General features: G+C 54.3%; 17 protein-coding genes. 7 read left to right on the forward strand and 10 right to left on the reverse strand.

Annotation, left to right across the window (positions count from 1 at the left end):
- Positions 1–95: 95 nt before the first annotated feature.
- The 10 genes from SGBXF1_RS11515 to SGBXF1_RS11560 form a co-directional block, all read right to left on the reverse strand.
- Positions 96–617, reverse strand: coding sequence for a GNAT family N-acetyltransferase (locus SGBXF1_RS11515; protein WP_186428396.1), 522 nt, complete (start codon positions 615–617; stop codon positions 96–98).
- 97 nt (positions 618–714) lie between these two features.
- A complete protein-coding gene (locus SGBXF1_RS11520) occupies positions 715–2,157 on the reverse strand; it encodes an MFS transporter (RefSeq protein WP_186428397.1) in 1,443 nt (480 codons plus the stop codon).
- Positions 2,158–2,323: 166 nt separating this feature from the next.
- Positions 2,324–4,645, reverse strand: coding sequence for a TonB-dependent Fe(3+) dicitrate receptor FecA (gene fecA, locus SGBXF1_RS11525; protein ID WP_186428398.1), 2,322 nt, complete (start codon positions 4,643–4,645; stop codon positions 2,324–2,326).
- 111 nt (positions 4,646–4,756) lie between these two features.
- On the reverse strand, positions 4,757–5,713 hold the full coding sequence (gene fecR, locus SGBXF1_RS11530; protein WP_186428399.1) for a ferric citrate uptake sigma factor regulator FecR: 957 nt from the start codon (positions 5,711–5,713) through the stop codon (positions 4,757–4,759).
- Complete coding sequence (gene fecI, locus SGBXF1_RS11535) at positions 5,713–6,234, reverse strand: ferric citrate uptake sigma factor FecI (RefSeq protein WP_037414902.1); 522 nt, start codon at positions 6,232–6,234, stop codon at positions 5,713–5,715. The genes fecR and fecI overlap by 1 nt, the downstream gene beginning before the upstream one ends.
- A gap of 92 nt (positions 6,235–6,326) precedes the next feature.
- Positions 6,327–7,406 (reverse strand): ABC transporter ATP-binding protein, encoded by a 1,080-nt coding sequence (locus SGBXF1_RS11540; RefSeq protein WP_186428400.1) that lies wholly within the window; start codon positions 7,404–7,406, stop codon positions 6,327–6,329.
- Positions 7,406–8,359 (reverse strand): carbohydrate kinase family protein, encoded by a 954-nt coding sequence (locus SGBXF1_RS11545; RefSeq protein WP_130380552.1) that lies wholly within the window; start codon positions 8,357–8,359, stop codon positions 7,406–7,408. The genes SGBXF1_RS11540 and SGBXF1_RS11545 overlap by 1 nt, the downstream gene beginning before the upstream one ends.
- A 19-nt stretch (positions 8,360–8,378) precedes the next feature.
- Positions 8,379–9,218 carry a carbohydrate ABC transporter permease gene (locus tag SGBXF1_RS11550; protein WP_061806138.1) on the reverse strand — a complete coding sequence of 280 codons (840 nt, stop codon included), beginning with the start codon at positions 9,216–9,218 and terminating at the stop codon, positions 8,379–8,381.
- Positions 9,208–10,116, reverse strand: coding sequence for a carbohydrate ABC transporter permease (locus SGBXF1_RS11555; RefSeq protein WP_186428401.1), 909 nt, complete (start codon positions 10,114–10,116; stop codon positions 9,208–9,210). Before SGBXF1_RS11555 ends, SGBXF1_RS11550 begins: the two co-directional genes overlap by 11 nt.
- Before the next feature lie 9 nt (positions 10,117–10,125).
- Positions 10,126–11,376 (reverse strand): extracellular solute-binding protein, encoded by a 1,251-nt coding sequence (locus SGBXF1_RS11560; RefSeq protein WP_061806139.1) that lies wholly within the window; start codon positions 11,374–11,376, stop codon positions 10,126–10,128.
- A gap of 101 nt (positions 11,377–11,477) precedes the next feature.
- Here SGBXF1_RS11560 and SGBXF1_RS11565 point away from each other — a divergent pair, with 101 nt between their 5' ends.
- The 7 genes from SGBXF1_RS11565 to SGBXF1_RS11595 all read left to right on the forward strand — a co-directional run bounded on the left by SGBXF1_RS11565 (position 11,478) and on the right by SGBXF1_RS11595 (position 22,229).
- Positions 11,478–12,650, forward strand: a complete 1,173-nt coding sequence (locus SGBXF1_RS11565) for an ROK family transcriptional regulator (protein WP_130380556.1) — start codon at positions 11,478–11,480, stop codon at positions 12,648–12,650.
- A gap of 313 nt (positions 12,651–12,963) precedes the next feature.
- A complete protein-coding gene (gene guaD / locus SGBXF1_RS11570) occupies positions 12,964–14,295 on the forward strand; it encodes a guanine deaminase (protein ID WP_061806141.1) in 1,332 nt (443 codons plus the stop codon).
- Positions 14,292–15,725 (forward strand): xanthine dehydrogenase small subunit, encoded by a 1,434-nt coding sequence (gene xdhA / locus SGBXF1_RS11575; RefSeq protein ID WP_186428402.1) that lies wholly within the window; start codon positions 14,292–14,294, stop codon positions 15,723–15,725. The genes guaD and xdhA overlap by 4 nt, the downstream gene beginning before the upstream one ends.
- Positions 15,715–18,108, forward strand: coding sequence for a xanthine dehydrogenase molybdopterin binding subunit (gene xdhB, locus SGBXF1_RS11580; RefSeq protein ID WP_186428403.1), 2,394 nt, complete (start codon positions 15,715–15,717; stop codon positions 18,106–18,108). Before xdhA ends, xdhB begins: the two co-directional genes overlap by 11 nt.
- Entirely contained in the window at positions 18,101–18,874 is a 774-nt protein-coding gene (xdhC, locus tag SGBXF1_RS11585; RefSeq protein ID WP_186428404.1) for a xanthine dehydrogenase accessory protein XdhC, read from the forward strand. Before xdhB ends, xdhC begins: the two co-directional genes overlap by 8 nt.
- Positions 18,875–19,205: 331 nt before the next feature.
- Positions 19,206–20,558 (forward strand): 4-hydroxyphenylacetate permease, encoded by a 1,353-nt coding sequence (gene hpaX / locus SGBXF1_RS11590; RefSeq protein WP_186428405.1) that lies wholly within the window; start codon positions 19,206–19,208, stop codon positions 20,556–20,558.
- A 42-nt stretch (positions 20,559–20,600) separates the two neighbouring features.
- Positions 20,601–22,229, forward strand: a complete 1,629-nt coding sequence (locus tag SGBXF1_RS11595; protein WP_238321031.1) for a thiamine pyrophosphate-dependent enzyme — start codon at positions 20,601–20,603, stop codon at positions 22,227–22,229.
- Positions 22,230–22,471 lie beyond the last annotated feature (242 nt).

The following is a 22,471-nucleotide window of genomic DNA, read 5'->3' on the forward strand; positions in this document are numbered from 1 at the left end:
GAAAAACCGCCATCGCTGCTGCCAGACGGGCGGTTTTCGCTCAGTTTATCATGTGTGTTTTAAAGCCGGGCGAGTAGAGCGACCCGATAACGTGATTAGAGCTGTGGGGGAACGTGATACACCACGCAGTCGTATTTGGTATTTTCACGTCGACCGGCCACTACACCACCTAAAGATTCGGCGATGCGCCGACTCGGTGTATTTTGCTCTGCCACCGGATAGATAAAGTGTTGCGGGTGGTAGCGTTCACTGGCCCATACCGCCATAGCGTGGACAATTTCACGGCCATAACCTTTGCCGTGCAGGTTCTCTTTTACCCAGATGCCCAGCTCAGGCGTAGTGCCGTGCAAATCGTGTACGCCACCCACACCAACAAACTGTTTGCTGTCACGCAGGCGAGCGATAAAAATCATTTCCTCGCCTTCGCGGATTAACGGTAACCAGCCTTGCCACACGTTCTCAAACGCCTCCGGCGACTCCTCCGGTTCAAAATTCATAAAGCGCGTCAAGGTAGGGGTGATCGCCTGGTAAACATCGTCGGCGTCTGCTGCTGTAAAGGGGGCAATCAACAACCGGTCGGTGTTAACGCGGCACTGAGAAAGGTCACTGTGAATCATTATTATTACCTCGCTTTTCAGGCCAAAACGGCAAAAAATCCGCACCGGTGAAATGGGGCGGATCATCGATACTACGTTGATTGGCAGCAGATGCGACTTATTTTTGCAATCGTTGAGGTGCGTTCGTCAGTGGTGACTCTGGGGATTTTCTTTGACGAACCTCGCTACCGGCGTTTGCATTCAGGGTTGCACTGTCGAATACGGCCACCAGTGCAATCACACCGATGACCACAAATGCCCACTGAAAATCGGCCAATGGGATACGCTCAGTTGACTGTGGCATCAGCATCTCCGCCACTCGCAACGCTAGTGCGCCGATGGCAATACCCAGGCCGCTGCCCATTTGTTGTGACACATTAAACAGGGTGTTGGCACCGCTCATCTGTGATTGTGGTACTTCTGAAAATGCCAGCGTATTGAGTGCGGTGAACTGCATGGAACGCGTCAGCCCGCTGACGAACAGCAGTGCCAGAATCAGCCAGGTCGGGGTTTGTGGCGTCAGCAGGGCACAGGCGAAAATAGTGGCGGCGTTCAACAGGCCATTGACCACCAGCGTGGTGCGAAAGCGAAAACGGTACAGCACCGCCGAGGTAAACGGCTTCATCATCAGGTTACCGGCAAATACCGCCAGCACCAACAGCCCGGCGTCGAAGGCGTTCAGGCCAAAGCCGATCTGGAACAGCAGCGGCAGCAGGAAGGGCACGGCGCCAATGGCGATGCGGAACAGCGTACCGCCCCAAATAGTGACGGCGTAACTTTTTATGCGCATCGCCCACAGATTGATCAGCGGGTGCTCAGTGCGTTTGGCGTGACGAACCGCCAGTGCGCCTAATGCCAGGCTGCCGATAATACAGAGTGCAGGCACCCACCCGGAAAGTTGCGGGTGGTTGATCAAATCCAGACCGAACATCAGGCCGAAACAGGCAATCCCGGTTAACACGAAGCCGAGCGCGTCAAATGGCACGCCTTTCTGCGATCTTTCCTGTGGGATCAGTCGCCAGGCCAGCCACAGGGCGGCGATGCCCAAAGGTACGTTGAGAATAAAAATCCAGTGCCACGAGGCATAAGTCGTAATAAAACCGCCGACGGGGGGACCGAGAATGGGGGCAACCAATCCAGGCCAGGTAATGGTGGCAATGGCTTTGATCAAATCGGGTTTAGCGGTATTGCGTAGCACCACCAATCGGCCAACCGGCACCATCAGTGCGCCGCCAAAGCCTTGCAGGATACGGGCTGCGGTGAAAGTGGGCAGATTAATACTGGCAGCACACAACACCGATGCCAGGGTAAAAATCAGCACCGCTGCGGCAAAAATATTACGGGCGCCAAAACGGTTGGCAATCCAGCCGCTGGCGGGAATAAACACCGTTAACGTCAAAATGTAAGCAGAAATACCGATGTTCATGTCTACCGGTCGTACGCCAAAAGCCGCTGCCATCTGTGGCATGGCGGTAACAATCACTGTGCCGTCGAGATTCTCCATAAAAAAGGCACCGGCCACCAACAAAGGCAGTGCACTTGCACGTGAAAAAAAACTCATGGCAGAGCGCACCAAATGGCGCACAGACGGAATGCAGACATGACAAAAACCCCGTTTCAAAAATGTTAATGCCGGAAGGGTTTTTGAGCATAGCGCATTGGGCAGAGGTTAAAAAGAGGTTAGGTGGGTGATTATTAGCGGGCGCAGCGATTGCGCCCGCAGGGGCTTAGAACTTCACAGAGCCTTGTAGATACAAGGTACGTGGTTGGCCGATGTACAGCCCTTTATTATTGTCGTCATAAGCACGAGTGAAATACTCATGGTTAAACAAATTCTTAACGCCGACGCCCAGGTTCAGCCCAGCCATTTCTGGCCCAAAGTCATAAGCGGCGCGCATGCCCCACAGCATATAGCCAGGAATGCGCCCGGTGCTGCCGTCAGCACTTTCGGCTACAGTGTTGGCGTTATCGGCAAACTGACTGGACTGGAATTCACTGTTGACATTAAACAGCCAATGTCCTGGGTTGTAATCCAGTCCCAGCGTACCCTTATGTTTTGGTGAGAACGGCACCTGATTTCCCCGGTAAGCACCATCTTCACGGATGGTTGCGTCGACATAGGCATAGCTGGCGTATACCGTCATATCATCAAGTGTCGGTGTCAGCTGTGACAGATCATAACGCAAGCTGCCTTCCAACCCGGCGTGACGGGTTTTGCCGCGCGCGGTGACGCTGTCGGTGACCTGATTGGAATCGTACTGATTATTGAAGTTGATCAGGAACAGGCCGATTTCCCCCTGCAGCGCATCGCCCTCATAGCGAGTTCCCAGCTCCCAGGTGCGCGCTTTTTCCGGCTCGATATTACCGCTGTCGACCGCTTTACCCATCTGGCTGTATTGCACGGTACCGAATGAGCCTTCAGTGTTCGCGTACAGATTCCAGTATTCATTCAGGTGATACATCACGTTCAGCGCTGGCAGTGGTGCGTTATAGCTCACATCCAGACGGTTATTCTTGATGTAGTTGTTCTGATACGAGGTGATATGTTCGTAACGCATGCCCGGCGTGATGGTCCAGTCGCCGATATCGATACGGTCATCGATATAAAATGCGTGGGCATCGGTACCGGATTGGGTATCACGATCGTAAGGGCTACTGGTTGACGGCAGTATGCCGTTGCTGGCCTTGCTGTAATAACGCAGCTCGTGAGTGGACTCGCTAACATAGCGGTAGCCCACACCAACTTCATGCGCCGATTGTCCCCAACGGAAGCTTTGGCTGTAACGGGGCTCCACGCCGCGAACCCAGTATTCACGTGGGGACAGTGTCAGGTTCTTGCCCTGATCCAGATAACCGCTGCGCAGGGTATAGGTATAGAAACTTTGTACGTCGAACTTGTGTTGCTGGTCCGGCTGGTACTGATAGCCGAAGTTTGCCAACTGGCGGCGGCCCCAGAATTTGTCGTACGGACGCGTCGATTGAAATGGGTTGGCATTGTAATCTGCCCGGCTCAGACCGCCTGGCATGTCCGCTTCACCTTCATAATATTGCAGCAGGCTATTAAAGGTGTGTACGTCGTTGGGGGCATAGCGGCTTTTCAGCATCACGTCGTCGATTTTGGTCGAACTGTGTTCGCGCCAATCGCTGCCACGGGTGCCGGAATAAAGCAGTGCGCTGCCAAAACCGTTGTCGGCGGTGCCGCCAATCATCAGGTTACTGGTACCTTTCGGATGATCCTGACGGGACGTCGGACTCAGTTGACCTTGCATCCCAGCTTCCATACCGAAGGTCTTCGGGATAGCGCGAGTAACAAAGTTGACTACGCCACCGACGCTCTGGGGCCCATAACGAACGGCACCGCCGCCACGCACCACATCAACGGCATCCATATTGCCGAGGGAAACTGGCGCCAGCGACAGCTGTGGCTGGCCATAAGGGGCGAAGGGAACCGGAATTCCGTCCATCAGTACCGTTGAACGACTGGCCAGACGCGGGTTTAGGCCGCGAATACCGAAATTGAGTGCCATATCGTGGCTACCGGTGCCATTGTTTTCTGGTGCAACAACGCCAGGAACGCGGTTTAGCACTTCACGTAGTGTAGTGGCACCGGTTTTGGCGAACTCTTCTCGGCGGACGACGTCACGTGCTCCTGCGTGTTCGAACACGTCAATTTGTCGGCCTTCAGCCAGCCAGTCGCCCACGACGGTGATGTCTTGTTCTTTCTGCGTGGTTGGAATATTGATCAGGGTGTAGCCATTGCCACCGAGCGCCTTGGCTTGCAAACCGCTGCCGGCCAGCAGTGCGTTCAACCCTTGGTCGAAGCTGTAGTTACCATTCAATCCCGGCGAACGTTTACCGGCGGTGAGTTTTCCGTCGACCGACAGCGCAATCCCGGCATGAGCAGCAAAGGTATTCAACGCGCTATCCAGATCACCTGCGGGAATATGGTATGCAGCAGCTGTTTGTTGTTCTGCTATCGCCGGTGCTGCGAATGCCAGACCTATAGCCATAGCCAGTGGCTGAAGTGGTTTTCCCCAAAAATTGGTCATGCTTTCTCCTGAATTATTCTATTTTTTGCTGCAGTGTTTTATCTGGAGTCGGATGAGAATGGAAAAGGGACAATCAAGAATGCGATTTTTTATCATTTTCATTTAAATAAATTAGGCGGGAACAATTTTTACCCAATAACGGGTAAAGCTTTGTACTCGTATCGGCAGGGTTTGGCTGAGTAAAAGAAGGGCGCGATCGGGGTCCCTCAGCGGGAAGCTGCCGCTGACACGCAAGTCAGCGACGGCGGGGTCGCATTCCAAACGGCCATGGCGGTAACGTGCCAGTTCGGTAATCACTTGGTCCAGACGCCATTGGCTTGCGTTGAGCACACCGCGGGTCCAGTCATCACCGGTATCCATTGCCTGTTGCGGGTTAAATGCTGTGGCACTAAAGCTGATTTTCTCGCCAGCGTTAACCCGGCGTTTTTCCTGTGGATGTTGTGCCAATTGGGCCTCGACGGCATGTTCAAGCACGGCCAACTGAGTGTGCCCTTCGGATTCACGTACCAGAAAATGGGTGCCAAGAGCGTGCATTGCGCCTTGCTGGCTCTCTACCCACAGTGGACGTGGGTCACGCCCGGTTATAAGGCTAATTTCACCGGTGTGCAGCAGGATCAGCCGCTTTTCAGTGGTGTAGTGCACATCGACTGCACTGGCGGTGTTGAGCACCAGTTGGCTGCCGTCGCTGAGGATGATCGGTTTGATTTCACCCGTGGCGGTGCGGTAGTCGGCACGCAGCTCACGCCCCAGCGGAGACTGATAGCCTATCCAACTACCTCCAACGCCGAGCAATAGGAGCAAGCTTTTCAACAGCGTGCGGCGATCCAGTGTGCTATGGCGATCGGCCTGGTCGAGCGTGCGATAGCTAAACTTGCCAGGAACGCCCTGTAATTGACTTTGTAGCGCTTCGACGCGTTGCCAGGCCCAACGGTGGTCATCATGTTGTTGATGCCAAGTCTGCCATTGCTGTCGTTGGCGCTCGGTGACATGTTCATCGCATAACAGGGCAAACCAGTGGGCGGCCATTTTTAGTGCATGGCGTTGTTCGGGGGTGATGTTGTGACTCATTACAGATATTCGTTTTCCAGGCTGAACAGCAGGCAGTGCTCGGTGGCTTTCGCCATATATTTCTTCACTGAACTGACCGACACACCAAGCCGCAACGCGATGTCGGCATAACCCAACCCTTCAAGCTGCGACAGTAAAAACGCCTGTTTGATTTTTGGGCCCAGTCCGTCGAGCATGCTGTCGATCTGCTGTAGGCTTTCCAGCAAACATTGGCGCTGTTCAGGTGAGGGGGCAAGCGCTTCCGGGGCTAATGCCAGCATATCCAGATAGGCACGTTCCAGTGTTTTACGACGGAAAAAGTCGACCATTACCCGTTTGGCCAGGGTGACCAAAAAATCTTTGGGTTCACGGATGGCGGTGGCGGAATCACTTTTTAGGATCCGAAGGAAAGTGTCTTGCGCCAAATCGTCAGCATCAAATGCGCAACCTAGTCGACGGCGTAGCCAGCCCTGGAGCCAACCATGGTGGGTCGCATAAAGGCGTGTGAGCGCATCAGAGGGAGAAGGGGCTGTGGCTGACATGGATTCCGCGCTGCCGGTCAATAAAGATGCGCGGATGATAATTGAGAATGGTTATCGTTTCAAGTTTGATGCCGTCCCTGGCAGGGTGTTCCTCAACTTTCACTCAATCGTTGCCCTGTCGCGGCGTCAAACAGGTGGATTGCATTGCTGTTGGGGGCCAACCACAGCAACTGACCGCTGTCTGCATTCACCCGTCCGCTGAATTGGACATGCAGGCGATAACTGCCCCAGGTGAGATGTAGCAGGCTGACATCGCCCGTGATCTCCATCAGTCGCAGCGTGGCGGCCGGTTGCTCGCTGTCTTCCACTAAGCGGAAATCATGCGGACGCAAGCCGAGGATCACTGCGCTGCCAGGGATGGCTTGATGCCATTTTGCGGGCAGTGGAAACCACAATTCACCACAGGCCACACCGGGCCGATCGTCACGTGGTGTGACGATGCCTTCCAACAGATTCATTGGCGGTGAGCCGATAAAACGCGCGACAAAGGTATCAGCAGGTGCATCGTAGATTTCCAGCGGTTTACCTTGCTGCACGATATTACCGTCTTTCATCACCACAATTTGGTCAGCCAGCGTCATCGCTTCGATCTGGTCGTGAGTGACATACACCGTGGTGGTTTTAAATTGCTGATGCAGTGACTTGATCTCGGCGCGCAGCTCCATACGCAGTTGGGCATCGAGATTGGACAGCGGCTCATCAAACAAAAAAACCTTAGGATTGCGAACCATTGCACGTCCCATCGCCACGCGTTGGCGCTGACCGCCTGACAATTCTTTCGGATAGCGCTGTAAAAGATGGTCGATCGCCAAAATACGCGCAGCTTGTTGTACCTTGGCCTGCTGCTCGCTTTTGGCCACTTTCATCACCTGCATGTGGAACGCCATGTTTTCCGCTACCGTCAGGTGCGGATAGAGCGCATAGCTCTGAAACACCATGGCGATATCGCGATCGGCCGGGTCCAGATCGTTAATTTTTTGCTTATCCAGCAGGATTGCGCCGTCGGTAAGCGTATCCAACCCGGCTAACAGACGCAGTAGCGTGGATTTTCCACAGCCGGAGGGGCCAACCAATACGGTAAAACTGCCGTCGGGAATGGTCAGGTTCAACGGGTTTAGCACGCGTTGTTTACCGTAGTATTTGGCTACTTTTACCAATTCTACACTTGCCATCAGACCATTTCTCCGGCGCAGGTTTTCAGGGTGTTCCAGTCCAGGTACTGGCGCGGTGAGCTGCTGATGGCATGACTTGCGGCATGGATACCCCAGCGTAATGCTACCGCGGAGGAATGGCCGCACAGGCAGGCGGTCAGGAATCCCGCGTTAAAACTGTCGCCGGCACCGATGGTGTCGACCACCTTTATCGGATGTGCTGCCGCTTGCAACAAGCGTTCGCCACACCACATACGTGCGCCGTCTGGGCCGCATTTCACCACACAGGCGGCATCGGTCGGTTGTTGCCGGTTTAGAGTGCGGGCGGCAGTGTACAGATCTTCATGACCGGCCATACCGCAGGTCTCCACTTCATTGAGCAACAGAATGTCGCAGAACGGCAGCCAGTCGGCGATCTGCCCGCGCAGTGCATCACTCCACCCCTGTGGCGGCCAGCCGGTATCAACCGCAATGCGATAGCCGCGTTGGCGCAGGGTTTGTAGCAGCGCCGGATATTCCGCCATCAAGGTGGTACACAGGAAGGTGCCGCACAGCAACACGGTGTCGCCAGTGCCGGCGAACAACGGGATCTGATGTAATACGTCGTCCTGACTCAGGCGGGTTATATGGCCCTGATTGCTGAAAAAGGTGCGCTCGTTATCGGGGTGCGTGACACCGAAGGTCAGTGAGGTTTCGCAACTGTAGGTTGGCCAGTACAACGAACTTTCCGGGAACAGCTGTGCCAGCCAAGGGCTGAAATAGTCGTTGCCCTGGTTGGCCACCAACCGGTAAGGAGTTTCCAGCGCCGCCAGCGCGAGTGCGCAGTTACCGGCCGAACCGCCCGGGCGCAGTTCGCTGTGATCCAGCATCGCCTCGGTACCTTTTTGCGGCCACTGTTGCAATGTGCTCATGATTACATCGACGTTAATATTGCCAACCACATACAACGTGGGTCTGGTGTTGGTGTTCATCATATTAATTTCCCTGAATAAATTAGCCCTTGCTGCCGCCGCTGGTTAAACCGCTAACCAGCGTTTTTTGCAGCCAGATGGCAATAAAAAGAGGCGGAATGGCGGCCAGAATGCCGACGGCGGCGATCAAACCGTCATCGGTGGCGCGTCCGGCGGTGAAACCGGCGATGGTCACCGGTAACGTCTGTGCCTGAATATTGCTGGTGAACAACAGCGCGTAAAAAAACTCGTCCCAGGCCAACAACCAACCGAATAACGCTGAGGCGCCCAGTGCCGGTTTGGCCAATGGCAGGGTAATGCGCAACAGCACCTGCCACTGACGCAGTCCGTCCAGCCGCGCGGCTTGCTCGATGTCTATTGGCAGGGCATCGAACTGGTTTTTCAGCATCCAGGTGAGGAACGGCAGGATCAGCGAGCAGTAGACCAGTACCAGACCGATATGGGTGTTCAACAGCGCCAACTGCTGCAAAATAAAGTACAGCGGCAGCACAAAGGCCACGGGGGGCACCATGTAAATGGCCAGGCTGGCAAACAGCCAGCCATCGCGTCCTGGATAGCGTGAAAAGCTGAACGCTGCGGGGATTGCCAGCAATAATGAAATGAGCGTAGCGCCGCAGGCCACCAGCAGGCTGTTGAATAGCGCATGCAGGAACAAGGTGCCCGGCTGGCCTGGCTGCATTGAAAGCAGGCTGTCGTAGCGTGAAAAGTCCCAATGACGCGGCAACCATTCCAGCGGTACACGAGTCAAATCAGCCGAAGAACTGACGCTCATCAGAAACAGCCACAGCATGGGGGCAAGGATTGAAACCGCCAGCAACAGCGCGGCACTGTAGCGCAGTACCAAACGAATTTTACGCTTCATCGGCGAGGCTCCTTTTGCGCTGACGGAACAGCATCAGCATGTACAACGCGATCAGCAGGCCGCATAGCAATGTCATCAACACCGCATAGGCTGCGCCGCTGCCGGCCCGCAGATAGCTGAACGACTCCTGGTAAACGAAGAAGCTGAGGGTCTTGGTACTGTCCATCGGCCCGCCACGCGTCATCACGTAAACGATGTCGAACACTTTGAAGGCATCAATCGTCCGTAGCACCAAGGCCACCGCCAGCGGTGCCAGAATGGCGGGCAGGGTGATGGCTTGGAACCGTCGCCAGGCAGTGGCACCGTCCAGTCGCGCAGCTTCGTACAGATCGTCAGGGATGGATTGCAACGCTGCCAGCGTTAGCAGGGTAATCAACGGGTAGTTCTTCCAAATATCCGCCAGCATCACTGCGTTCAGCGCCGAAGCAGGATCGCCCAGCCAACTGCGATAATGGTCAATCACCCCTAGTTGGGTTAACAGCGCGTTGATACTGCCGTAATCCGGGTTGAAGTTCAGCCGCCACATCGTGGCGTTGACGATGGTGGGTAGCGCCCAGGGCAAGATAACCAACACCCGCAGAACGTTACGACCATAGAATTTCTGGTTAAGCAGCAGCGCAACCAATACGCCAATCACGCCTTCAAATACCACTGACACCACGGTGAAATACAATGTGCGCCACAGTGCAGCCTGGAAATCCGGGTCGGTCAGTGCGTAGAAAAAGTTATCCGTACCGACCCAGGCGGGCGTTACGCCGTCGCCCACCAGCGCCACGTCGGTAAAGCTCAGCCATAGGGTGCGAGCCAACGGCCAGGCGGTTAACAGCAGCATCATCAGCAGCATGGGTGCCAGCAGCACCCATGCCTGACGCCGCTCACGTTGAGGTAAAGTGAGCATCGTCATCGCTTAACGCAGCCGTGCAGCGCTTTGGGTCGCGGCATCCAGCCCGGCCTGCGGCGTGACCTTGCCCTGCAAAATTTGCTGCAAATCCTGTTGCAAACCGTTGGACAAGCGGGAGTAGTCAGCGGTTTCAGGGCGCGACAACATCACGTTCAACGATTGTTTGGCGGCGGCGATCAACGGCTCCTGATCCTTCTGCACTGCCGGATCATCGTAGGACGATTTCCAAATCGGCAGGCTCAGCTTGGCGTATTTGTCTTGCACCGGCTGTGAGGTCATATAGCTGATGTACTGCCAGGCCTGATCGGGATGGGCGCTCGCCTTGGCGATACCAAGCCCCATCGAACCATTAACCGCAGAGACCTGACCTACCACCGATCCCGGAGCCGGGACAATCCCGACGTCACCGGCCACTTTGCTTTGCTTCGGATCGTTAGCCATGTTGTACATGTAGGTCCAGTTGAGGGCGAAGGCGGCATCACCGTTGGAAAACGCCTTGCGCACGTCTTCTTCCAGATACTCGCGGGAGTTTGGGTTGGTCAACCCTTTATCCAGAGACGCTTTCATATAGTCGACAGCTTGCAGTGAACCCGGCGTAGAGAAGGTTATTTTCCCTTGCTGGATAAACTGTCCCTTAAAGGCAGACACCAAGGTGGTGTAGTCGCAAACCAATGCCTCTGCCTGTGACCAGCTCCACACCAGCGGGTATTTGACCACGTTTTTCTGTTTCAGGATTTCTGCCTGTTGTGCCAGCTCCTGCCAGGTTTTCGGTGGGGCAGTGATCCCGGCCTTGGCTAGCATGGCTTTGTTGTAATACAGGTATTTAGTGTCGAGTATCCACGGCATGCCCCAGCGTTTGTCCTTATAGGTAACGGTGGTCATGGCTCCGGCAAAGATCTTGGCGCTGTCGTCGGCACTGATGCGCGAGGTAACGTCCTGCAACAGGCCGAATTTGGTGAATTCCGCCGGCCAGATAGCATCGAACAACACCACATCGTAGCCGTTGCTGCCGGCACCGCGCGCCGCGACGATTTTGTCGTGCAGCGCTTCGTAAGGGACGAACTCCAGGTTAACGGTAATATCCGGGTGTTGTTTGCTAAAGTCTGCGGTCATGGCACGGATATCATTTTCGCTGTACGCCGCTTGAGTCATAAACAACGCGTTGATTTGCGTCGGGGCGGCATAGGCAGATGACAGGCTAAGTGCCAGGGCAGAAAGGGTACAGACTGCCGTAGCGGCAAGGGTATGGCTTTTCATTGTGCGTTCTCCGGTGTTGAAAAAGATTCTTAAATCAATTTGATTGCTTTATTGGAGGGCACCATACTGCAAAGACGATTTCCCTTTCTGCATAGGCAGTTATGACGACTTCCGGCACTAACCTTGAACATGCTCGTGCACACAACCGGCGCGTAGTGATAGAGGCTATCCGTCTGCACGGTGAACTGACCCGTGCTGAAATTGCCCGACTGACCTCACTGACGCCGCAAACCGTTTCAAACATTGCAACAGAACTGGAACAGGCCGGAATTCTCTCCTCGCACCTGCCGCGTCGTGCCGGCGGGCGAGGTCAACCGGCTACGCCTTTGACCCTGAACCCAGACAGTGCGTATTCCATCGGCATCCATCTGGATCACCAGTCATTGCTGATCATCGTGGTTGACTTATCAGGCAGCGTTCGTTTCCACCGGCTGATTATGGTGCAAAAGCCGCAACCTGCTGCGACCTTGAAACTGATTTGTGATGTACTGCAAGAAATGCGCCAGCAGCCGGATCTGAGCTGGGGAAAAATGTTGGGGATCGGTGTCGTGATGCCGGGGCCGTTTGGCGTAGAAGGGATCTCATCTGTCGGGCCGACTACGCTTAACGGCTGGGAAAATATCGATGTAGTGGCTGAACTTAACGCGCAGAGTGGCCTGCCGGTGACGCTGGAAAACGATGCTACCGTGGCGGCCATTGGTGAGCGTTTGCACGGTGTAGCCAGGCAGCTTAACTCGTTTATTTATTTGTATCTTGGCACCGGTCTTGGTGCAGGGATTTTCACCGATGGCCGAATTTATACCGGCCATGCGCACAATGCTGGTGAAGTCGGCCACATGATTGTGCAACCGGGTGGGCGGGCGTGTTATTGCGGTAACCAGGGGTGCCTGGAACGCTATGTTTCATTACAGGCGGCCTATGAAAGTTGCGGGCTGGATCCGATGCGCGCTATGCCGCAAGACCTGCTGACGTTACCGCAGTCGCAGATCGACGCCTGGCTGGATACGGCGGTGCCGGCGTTACGTCAGGCGATTAACATTATCGAATGCATGTTTGACGCTGAAGCCGTGATTATTGGCGGTCTGATGCCGGAAAGTCTTGTTGAGCAACTGATCAAACGGCTCGCGCCATTGCATCGCTCTGTGCGCAGTAAATACCTTGACGGTCTGCGTGTACGACTGGGGACCACCGGTGCGGATACTGCCGCATTAGGTGCGGCGGCATTACCCTTGTTTGATGAGTTTAACCCACGTTATGAAGTGCTATTGAAGTAATAAAACCCATTCCTCCATTTGTATTCTTGCCCAATATTGGTGCGCGCACACAATTAACGCAATACAAGCAAACGGTTGCTATTTAAATGCAACCGTTTGCTTATTCCTGGCTTATTTCCATTGATTCAGAATGTTGTGTGATTTGTTTTTATTGCTTTGTTTTTAAAGGTAAATATTCAATAAAAAACCAACTGGCACGCTGATTGCTATTCTTAAATCAACACCTGCGATCGATAAAAAGACCGCGATCATTCCCTGGCCTGAATTGACTCAGCCGGGAGCTGTGCGCTGGTCGGTAAAGAAGGAAAGCAAAATGAGCATCCCATTCACCACGGCAATCCGTGGCAATTTTTTCGATATCACTGCCTGTGTGGATAATCCGCAACAGTTGAGTCAGCAATTACGCCATCTTCCTGACGGATTAATTCTGCTGAATGAAGGCACCATTGCCTGGTTTGGTAGTTGGCAGCAAGGGGAGTCGCTATTGCCGCCGGGATGTGAGGTCACACACTATCAGGACAAACTGATCGTGCCGGGTTTTATCGACACCCATATTCATTACCCACAAACCGAAATGATTGGCGCCTACGGCGATCAACTACTGGCGTGGCTGAAGCGTTATACCTTCCCGACAGAAAGCCAGTTCTGCTGCGAACATCATTCCGACAAGATGTCTGCGTTTTTTCTACAACAACTGTTAAGCAATGGCACCACTACTGCGCTGGTGTTTGGCACCGTGCATCCGCAGTCAGTTGAAGCCTTGTTCAGTCAGGCCGCGGCACTGAATATGCGCTTGATCGCCGGCAAGGTGATGATGGACCGCCACGCGCCGGACGAACTGTTGGAAACCCCGGAACAGAGTTATCAACAAACACGTGCGTTGATTGAACGTTGGCACGGTAAGCAACGGCTGAGCTATGCCATTACACCGCGTTTCGCTCCTACCAGTACACCGGCCTTGTTAACTCAGGTGCAACGGCTGCGTGAAGCCTTTCCAGATGTGTATTTGCACACCCATCTGAGTGAGAACCTCGATGAAGTGGCATGGGTGAAAGAACTGTTTCCGGACAGCCGCAGTTATCTGGATGTTTATCATCAGTATGGAATGACGGGAGAGCGGAGCGTGTTCGCCCATTGTCTGCATTTGGAAGAACAAGAATGGGACTGCTTATGCCAGACCCGGTCGGCGATCGCCTTTTGTCCGACCTCCAATCTGTTCCTTGGCAGTGGCCTGTTCAATATACAAAAGGCCTGGCAAAAACAGGTGAAACTGGGTATCGGCACCGATGTTGGTGCGGGTACCACGTTCAATATGCTGCAAACGCTGGGTGAGGCCTATAAGGTTGGTCAGTTGCAGCGTTATCAACTTTCTGCCTGCGAGGCGTTTTACCATGCCACGCTGGGCGGAGCCCGCGCACTGTCGCTAGAGGATAAAATCGGCAACTTTGACGTCGGCAAAGAGGCGGACTTTGTGGTGCTGGATCCTGCGGTGTCACCGTTGCAGAAGCTGCGCCATGAAAACAGTCGCGAACTGGCGGAACAGCTGTTTGTGCTGATGACGTTGGGAGATGATCGCAACGTTTACCGTACCTACGTCGACGGTAAAGTGGTCTATCGACCAGCTACGCATCAGGAGGCGGCATGATCCAGTTTCTGCTTAATCAAACGCTGAAAATCGAAACTGCGCTCGATCCCAACACCACGGTGCTGAACTATCTGCGTCGCGATCTCGGCCGTTGCGGTACGAAAGAAGGCTGTGCTTCTGGTGACTGTGGTGCCTGTACAGTGGTGCTGGCGGAGCCGGACGGCGAGCAATTGCGCTACCGTAGCGTAAACGCCTGTCTGACCTTTGTCAGCGCACTGCATGGCAAACAGGTGATCACCGTAGAGGATCTGAAACAGCAGGGAGAGTTGCACAGCGTGCAACAAGCGATGGTTGACTGCCATGGTTCACAGTGCGGTTTTTGTACGCCGGGGTTTGTCATGTCGATGTTCTGCCTGCAAAAGAACAGTGAAACCTACCAGCGTGAACAGGCGCAGCATGCGCTGGCCGGTAATCTGTGTCGTTGTACCGGCTACCGACCAATTTTGGCGGCGGCGCAGCAGGCCTGCAATACCAGAACACCTGACAGTTTCGATCGCGACCAGTTACAAACACGGCAGCGCTTACAGGCGATCCGCGCGGCGACTTTGGTGGCGTCTGCGGGAAAACGCTGCCTGTTGCCACAAACCCTCGATGAACTGGCGACGCTTTATCAACAACACCCCCAGGCCAAACTGTTGGCCGGTGGCACCGATCTGGCCCTGGAGGTGACACAACGCCATCAGGATTTACCTTTGATGATCGCCATTGGGCAGATTGACGCGCTCAAACTCGTCAGTTGGCAAGGTGATCGTCTGATCATTGGCGCCGGGGCCACGTTGAGTGACTTATCCCCGCTGCTGGCCAGCTATCACCCGGCCTTTGGCGAACTGCTGGGGCGTTTTGCTTCGCAACAAATTCGCAATCAGGGCACATTGGGCGGCAACATTGCCAATGCGTCCCCGATAGGTGATGGTGCACCGCTACTGTTAGCGTTGGATGCACAGCTGACTTTACGCTGTGGTAGCGAATGTCGTGAACTACCGTTGAAGGATTTCTTCCTGGGCTACCGCCAGACCGCATTGCAGCCGGGTGAATTTATTGAAAACATCGTGCTGCCAGCCCGTGCGCCGACTGACTTCCGTGCCTGGAAAGTTTCCAAACGGTTGGAGGATGATATTTCAGCGGTGTGTGGTGCCTTCAATCTGACCATTGAACAAGGCGTCATTCGTGACGCCCGCTTGGCGTTTGGGGGGATGGCTGCAACGCCGAAGCGTGCCTTGCTGAGTGAACAAAAACTGATAGGGCAGCCGTGGCAGCGTGCAACGGTAGAGCAGGCAGCGAAGGCGTTGGCACAGGACTTTACGCCGCTGAGCGACTTTCGCGCCAGTAGCGCCTACCGTTTGCTGGTCGCGCAAAACCTGCTGCGTCGCTATTTCATAGCGCTGACCGAGCCACAGATGGCAATCGAGGTGACCTCTCATGAGTCATAACAAACACAGCGAACAGACGCAGGCACAACTGGCCGAACGCTTCCGTCAGTCGTTAACCAGCGGTGTGGGACGGAGTCGTAAACACGAAAGCGCCGACAAACACGTCAGCGGAGAGGCACAATACATTGACGACCGGCTGGAGTTTCCCAATCAATTGCATCTGGCGGCCAAACTGAGCGAACGAGCGCATGGACGTATAGAAAAACTGGATCTGTCCGCCTGTTACGATTTTCCCGGTGTCGTGCGAGTAATCACCTGGCAGGACGTGCCAGGTGAGCTGGATATTGCCCCGTTAACGTATGGCGATCCGCTGTTGGCGAAGGAAGTGGTGGAATATGTCGGACAGGTGATCGCCGTGGTGGCCGCGGAAGATCCTGAGATCGCCTGGCGTGCCGCTCAGGCGGTCAACGTGATCTATCAGGATTTACCTACCCAGTTGGACGTCACGCAGTCTCTGCGTGACGGTTTTGTCGTGCAGGAGGCACATCATCATCAACGTGGTGATGTCGAGGGCGCGCTGGCACAAGCGAAACACCGCATCCAGGGAGAATTGCACGTCGGTGGTCAGGAGCATTTCTATCTGGAAACCCAGATAGCCTCGGTGTTGCCGGTCGAAGACGGCGGCATGCTGGTCTATTCATCAACTCAGAACCCGACCGAGATACAAAAACTGGTCGCTTCCGTGCTCAACCTGCCAATGCACAAGGTAACAATCGACATGCGTCGTATGGGCGGTGGCTTTGGTGGCAAAGAGACCCAGGCCGCAGGCCCTGCGTGCTTGTGTGCCGTGGTGGCGCATCTCACCGGACGACCGGTAAAAATGCGACTTAATCGCCGTGACGACATGTTGATTACCGGTAAGCGTCATCCGTTTTATATTCGGTATGACGTCGGCTTTGACGACAACGGCGTGTTGCACGGCGTGAAAATCGACCTGGCCGGTAACTGTGGTTACTCGCTAGATCTTTCAGGTTCTATCGTCGATCGTGCGATGTTTCACGCCGATAACGCCTATTTCTTGCAAGATGTATTGATTACGGGTCATCGATGTAAAACCCATATTGCGTCCAATACCGCCTACCGTGGTTTTGGTGGGCCGCAGGGCATGATGGCTATCGAAGAGATCATGGATTGTATCGCGCGCTATCTTGCGCTCGATCCACTGGCGGTGCGTAAAACCAACTATTACGGCAAAGATCAGCGCAACGTCACCCATTACTATCAACCGGTGGAGCAGAACCTGCTGCAAGAGATCACCGCCGAACTGGAACACAGCGCCGACTATCAGGCGCGGCGTCAGGCAATTCGGCACTTCAACAGACAAAACCCGATTTTGAAGAAAGGGTTGGCGCTGACACCGGTGAAGTTTGGCATATCCTTTACCGCCAGTTTCCTCAATCAGGCAGGGGCGCTGGTACTGGTTTATACCGATGGCAGTATTCAACTCAACCACGGTGGTACCGAAATGGGACAGGGACTGAACACCAAGGTGGCACAGATTGTCGCTGAAGTGTTCCAGGTCGAGGTGGAGCGTATTCAAATCACCGCCACCGATACCGGTAAGGTGCCGAATACTTCGCCGACGGCGGCGTCGTCTGGCACGGACTTGAATGGCAAGGCGGCGGAGAACGCAGCCCTGATCATTAAGCAACGTTTGATCGACATGCTGAGCAAGCAGCATCACGTCGATGCTGCGCAGATCACCTTCAATAATGGTCAGGTTAAGGTGGGAGATCACTATTTCAGCTTTGAACAGGTGGTTGAACAGGCTTATTTCAATCAGATTTCACTCGCCAGCACCGGCTATTACCGCACGCCGAAGATTTTCTACGATCGTGACCAGGCCCGCGGCCATCCGTTTTATTACTTTGCTTACGGAGCAGCCTGTGCGGAAGTCGTGATTGATACCCTCACTGGCGAATACAAGTTGTTGCGCGCCGATATTCTGCACGACGTGGGCGATTCACTGAATCCGGCGATCGATATCGGTCAGGTTGAAGGGGGATTTGTGCAGGGAATGGGGTGGCTGACCAGCGAAGAACTGGTGTGGGATGAAAAGGGCAAGTTGCTGACCAGTGGGCCGGCCAGCTACAAAATCCCGGCGATTGGTGATGTGCCTGCCGATCTGCGAGTCACACTGCTGGAGAACCGTAAAAATCCGGAAGACACGGTGTTTCATTCCAAAGCCGTGGGTGAGCCGCCGTTCATGTTGGGGATCTCGGTCTGGTGTGCAATCAAAGATGCGGTGGCTAGTCTGGCGGATTACCGCCTGCAACCTAACATTGATGCGCCGGCGACGCCAGAGCGCGTGCTGTGGGGCGTACAGCAGATGCTAAGTAGTGACATTGTCACTAATTTGGTGCGGGAGAACGGTGATGGATGAGTGGATTGAGGCTCTGGCCGACCTGCGACGGCGCGGAGAGCCCTGCGTATTGGTGACGCTGGTGGACGAATTGGGCTCCACGCCCCGTAACCGCGGAACTAAAATGCTGGTAACCACAGAACGGGCGGTGAATACCATTGGTGGGGGGCATCTTGAGTTTCAGGCGCTGGCGATAGCCCGTGACATGCTTAAACAGGGGACTGCCATGCTGCGGCTGGAGCATTTTCCTTTGGCGGCGCGGCTGGGACAATGCTGTGGAGGAACCACCAACGTGCTATTCGAACCGCTGATACCCCCTCGACCACGGATTGCGCTGTTTGGTGCAGGACATGTGGGGCGGGCGTTGGTGAATATCCTTGCTACGCTGCCGTGCCGGGTGCAATGGGTGGATGGTCGCGCAGCGGAGTTCCCTGCTGTGATCCCGGAGGGCGTTCAACAACAGATCTGTGAAGACCCTCTGGAGATTGTCGATGCCATGCCCGCAGGAAGCTATTTCATCGTCATGACCCACGACCACGCGCTGGATCTGGCGCTGGCGGAACGGATTTTACGCCGTGGCGATGCCGGTTACTTCGGCCTGATCGGCTCGCTAACCAAACGCAAACGCTTCGAATATAAATTGGGTCAACGTGGTATCAGTGAACAGATGATTGACGGCATGCGTTGTCCACTGGGTCTGCCGGACGTGAAAGGTAAACTGCCAGCGGAAATTGCTGTGGCGGTGGCTGGGGAAATTATTGCCTGTTATGGGCGCTCACACGCTTAGTCAATCTTGGCATAATTTCCCTGCTTCAGTACGGGACATTGGATGCTTTTTGCTATTTATAAATAAATTAACGAATGGCGATATTAATTAATTTACAAAATCGCCATTGTTGTTAATTAACTAACGGTATGTTTTATATTTAAATTAAAAATCGTTAAGCCAGTCACAAGTTCCCATCAATAATTTTGCGGTTTCAATTCCCTCTATGTATATCTCTATTCATTAACATATTAATGATGAGTCTTGCGTCATGGCGCAGACATCGAAAACGTGCCGGTCGGTGCCAGTGCCCACGCCGTCTGGTCTGAGAAAACGCCAGTCAGGAGCAGGTATGAATTCCTTTACCGTACAAGAGAGTGCTGAACAGCCAACGGAAAGTGATCATGTCATTATCCGAAAACTGTTCAGACGTCTTATTTCTTTCTTATTTATCTTGTTTGTATTTTCTTTTCTCGACCGGATTAATATCGGTTTTGCCGGATTAACTATGGGCAAAGATCTTGGCTTGAGTGCCACGATGTTTGGCTTGGCAGCCACGCTTTTTTATATTACTTATTCGACATTTGGAATTCCGTCCAATGTCATGTTGGGGATTGTTGGCGCCCGACGCTGGATTGCGACCATTATGGTGTGCTGGGGAGTAGCGTCCACCCTGACAATGTTCGCCACAGGACCACTATCACTTTACGCTCTGCGGATGATTGTGGGTGTCGCAGAGGCCGGCTTCTTCCCCGGTATCATGCTGTATCTCACTTACTGGTTCCCGGCTTACTACCGGGCTCGTGCCAATGCACTGTTTATGGTCGCTATGCCGATCACCATGATGCTGGGCTCCATCCTCTCCGGCTATATTTTGGCGTTGGACGGTGTAATGAACCTGAAAGGCTGGCAGTGGTTGTTCTTGCTGGAAGGGCTTCCTGCGGTGGTGTTGGGCGTCGTGACCTGGCATTTTTTGGATGATGGCCCGCAGCAAGCGAACTGGTTAACCGCTACAGAAAAGATGCGGCTGAGCGAAATGCTTGCGGCAGAGCAAGACAGAGGTGTCGCCACAGCACAACGGCTCGGTCTGTGCTCGGTGTTCACGCCTGTAGTAGTGTTGTACGCACTGGCCTACTTCTGTCTGACCAATACCCTGAGCGCGATTAATATCTGGACCCCACAAATACTGCAGAACCTGAACCAGGGCAGCAGTAATCAAACCATTGGTCTGTTGGCGGCTATCCCACAGTTTTGTACCGTTCTGGCAATGGTAGGGTGGAGTCTACGCTCCGACCGTTATCGAGAACGTAAATTTCACACTTGGTTCCCTTTTGCCGTTGCGGCAGCAGGTTGGTTGGTGACGATCATCTCTGCCCAGCCATTTTGGCAACTTACCGGAATTATTCTTGCGTCTGCGGGTTCCTTCACCGCCATGGCAATCTTTTGGACAACCCCAGATCACGTGATCGCCGCGCCATCGCGCGCGCTAGCCATTGCACTGATATGCGCGATCGGCAATCTCGGCTCGGCATTCAGTCCGGTGCTACTGGGCGTTCTGCATGACATGACAGGCAGTTTTTCTGCCGGGATTGGTGTGATGGGTATATTGCTGTTAGTGGGGGCCGCAGTGATCACGGTTATCCCGATGACGGAAACACCTTTACCGAAGGGCAATGCATCAGACTCGGTGTTCAGACCTCGTTGAGGCAACCCGCAGCTGATTGGATAGGTTAACAACGGAGAGGTAATGATGGGAAATACAGCAACCACCGGTCAGACCATGGTTCGCTCGCTTATCGCGCATGGCATAGATACGGTATTTGGTATCCCGGGTGCACATATGTACGATTTCAATGATGCCCTGTATCAACAGCGGGAGCAGATTCGATTCATTCACACTCGTCATGAACAGGGCGCGGGCTATATGGCTTATGGCTATGCCAAATCTACGGGACGCATCGGTGCTTATACCGTGGTACCCGGCCCAGGCGTGCTTAACTCCGGAGCAGCATTGTGTACCGCTTATGGTGGCAACACCCCAGTATTGTGTCTGACGGGCAATATCATGTCCCACCTGATTGGTCAGGGGCGTGGGCAATTGCATGAGTTGCCGGACCAACTCAATACACTGAGTGGAATAACCAAGGTCGCCCGTCGGGTCAACCATGTAACCGAAGCCGCTCCGGAAATGGCCGAGGTGATCGGCCATATGTTGTCGGGACGACAAGGACCCGGCGCTATCGAAGCCCCGTGGGATGTATTCGGCATGCAGGGGGTGGAGACGGAGTTACCCTTAGCCAATCTGCGCCCGGCGCCGGCGATCAATCCTGCGGCGATAGAGGCGGCCGCGAGCCTGATAGCACAGGCTAAAAATCCGCTCATCATGGTTGGCGGTGGTGCCGTAGCGGCAGGGGACGCAGTGGCCGAACTGGCCCGGCGATTACAAGCTCCGGTGACGTCACATCGTTCCGGTAAGGGTGTGGTGCCTGACGACTCGCCTTATGCGCTTAACTTTGTCGCGGGCTTCGACTATTGGCAACAGACCGATCTGTTAATCGGTATTGGCAGCCGGCTTGAACTGCAATTTATGCGCTGGCGCTGGCTGCCGAAGAATTTGAAAGTGATACGCATTGATATTGACCCAACCGAAATGGTCAGGCTCAAACCAGACGTCGCTGTTGTCGCGGATGCACAACAGGGTGTTGAGGCGTTATTAGCGGCACTGCCGCCCGTGCAGCCGGTGGATCGGCGTGCGGCGCTGAGTCGGTTGAACCAGCAGGCCAGAGAGCGTTTCTCCTGTGTACAGCCGCAGGTTGATTACCTTAATGCCATTCGCGCTGCGTTGCCGAGGGATGGTTTTTTTGTAGAAGAAGTCAGCCAGGTAGGTTTTACCGCTCGTTTCGCTTTTCCGGTGTATGAGCCGCGTCATTATGTGACCTGTGGCTATCAGGATAATCTGGGGTTTGGCTACAACACGGCACTGGGCGTCAAAGTGGCGCATCCAGATAAGGTGGTTATCTCAGTGTCCGGTGACGGCGGCTTTATGTTTGGGGTGCAAGAGCTGGCGACGGCAGTGCAACACGGCATCAATGTGATCGCCATCGTGTTCAATAATGGCGCTTATGGCAATGTGTTACGCGATCAGCGGGATAGTTACCAGGGGCATTACCTGGGGTCTGAGCTAACAAATCCGGACTTTGTCAGACTGACGGAAAGTTTTGGTGCCTTGGCCTATCGTGCGACGACCCCTGATGAACTTAGAGTGCGGTTGGCGGAAGCGATGAACGCCGAACGTCCCGTGGTGATCGAGGTGCCTGTTGAGAGAGGATCAGAAGCCAGTCCTTGGCCGTTTATCCACCCTCAAGCACCGCAGTAACATGAGCAAAATTAGGCAGGTATCACGTGTAACGCTCGCGCTATTGAGCTTTTTGCAGCCAAAGGCTCAACAGTGCTGAAACGAAGGCACTTAGTGCACAGAGTAACAGCAGTGACGGCAAGCTTTACGGCGTGATGCCGACACCATAGTGAAATGGCACTGCGTGCCGTGCTGGCGAGGGTAGGATTCGCCATTTTGTCTGAACCAGCCTGTCGACATTTTTGGACGATGGCAGAGTGCAG

The organism is Serratia grimesii (assembly GCF_900186025.1).
Taxonomy (GTDB): domain Bacteria; phylum Pseudomonadota; class Gammaproteobacteria; order Enterobacterales; family Enterobacteriaceae; genus Serratia; species Serratia grimesii.

Excerpts from the sequence above, each read along its gene's own strand:
- SGBXF1_RS11595 (WP_238321031.1), top strand. The coding sequence starts at position 20,601 with ATGATGGGAAATACAGCAACCACCGGTCAGACCATGGTTCGCTCGCTT.
- xdhA (WP_186428402.1), top strand. The coding sequence starts at position 14,292 with ATGATCCAGTTTCTGCTTAATCAAACGCTGAAAATCGAAACTGCGCTC.
- SGBXF1_RS11515 (WP_186428396.1), bottom strand. The coding sequence starts at position 617 with ATGATTCACAGTGACCTTTCTCAGTGCCGCGTTAACACCGACCGGTTG.
- xdhB (WP_186428403.1), top strand. The coding sequence starts at position 15,715 with ATGAGTCATAACAAACACAGCGAACAGACGCAGGCACAACTGGCCGAA.
- SGBXF1_RS11550 (WP_061806138.1), bottom strand. The coding sequence starts at position 9,218 with ATGAAGCGTAAAATTCGTTTGGTACTGCGCTACAGTGCCGCGCTGTTG.
- fecR (WP_186428399.1), bottom strand. The coding sequence starts at position 5,713 with ATGAGTCACAACATCACCCCCGAACAACGCCATGCACTAAAAATGGCC.
- SGBXF1_RS11520 (WP_186428397.1), bottom strand. The coding sequence starts at position 2,157 with ATGAGTTTTTTTTCACGTGCAAGTGCACTGCCTTTGTTGGTGGCCGGT.
- SGBXF1_RS11545 (WP_130380552.1), bottom strand. The coding sequence starts at position 8,359 with ATGATGAACACCAACACCAGACCCACGTTGTATGTGGTTGGCAATATT.
- guaD (WP_061806141.1), top strand. The coding sequence starts at position 12,964 with ATGAGCATCCCATTCACCACGGCAATCCGTGGCAATTTTTTCGATATC.
- SGBXF1_RS11555 (WP_186428401.1), bottom strand. The coding sequence starts at position 10,116 with ATGCTCACTTTACCTCAACGTGAGCGGCGTCAGGCATGGGTGCTGCTG.
- fecA (WP_186428398.1), bottom strand. The coding sequence starts at position 4,645 with ATGACCAATTTTTGGGGAAAACCACTTCAGCCACTGGCTATGGCTATA.
- fecI (WP_037414902.1), bottom strand. The coding sequence starts at position 6,234 with ATGTCAGCCACAGCCCCTTCTCCCTCTGATGCGCTCACACGCCTTTAT.
- SGBXF1_RS11540 (WP_186428400.1), bottom strand. The coding sequence starts at position 7,406 with ATGGCAAGTGTAGAATTGGTAAAAGTAGCCAAATACTACGGTAAACAA.
- xdhC (WP_186428404.1), top strand. The coding sequence starts at position 18,101 with ATGGATGAGTGGATTGAGGCTCTGGCCGACCTGCGACGGCGCGGAGAG.
- SGBXF1_RS11565 (WP_130380556.1), top strand. The coding sequence starts at position 11,478 with ATGACGACTTCCGGCACTAACCTTGAACATGCTCGTGCACACAACCGG.
- SGBXF1_RS11560 (WP_061806139.1), bottom strand. The coding sequence starts at position 11,376 with ATGAAAAGCCATACCCTTGCCGCTACGGCAGTCTGTACCCTTTCTGCC.
- hpaX (WP_186428405.1), top strand. The coding sequence starts at position 19,206 with ATGAATTCCTTTACCGTACAAGAGAGTGCTGAACAGCCAACGGAAAGT.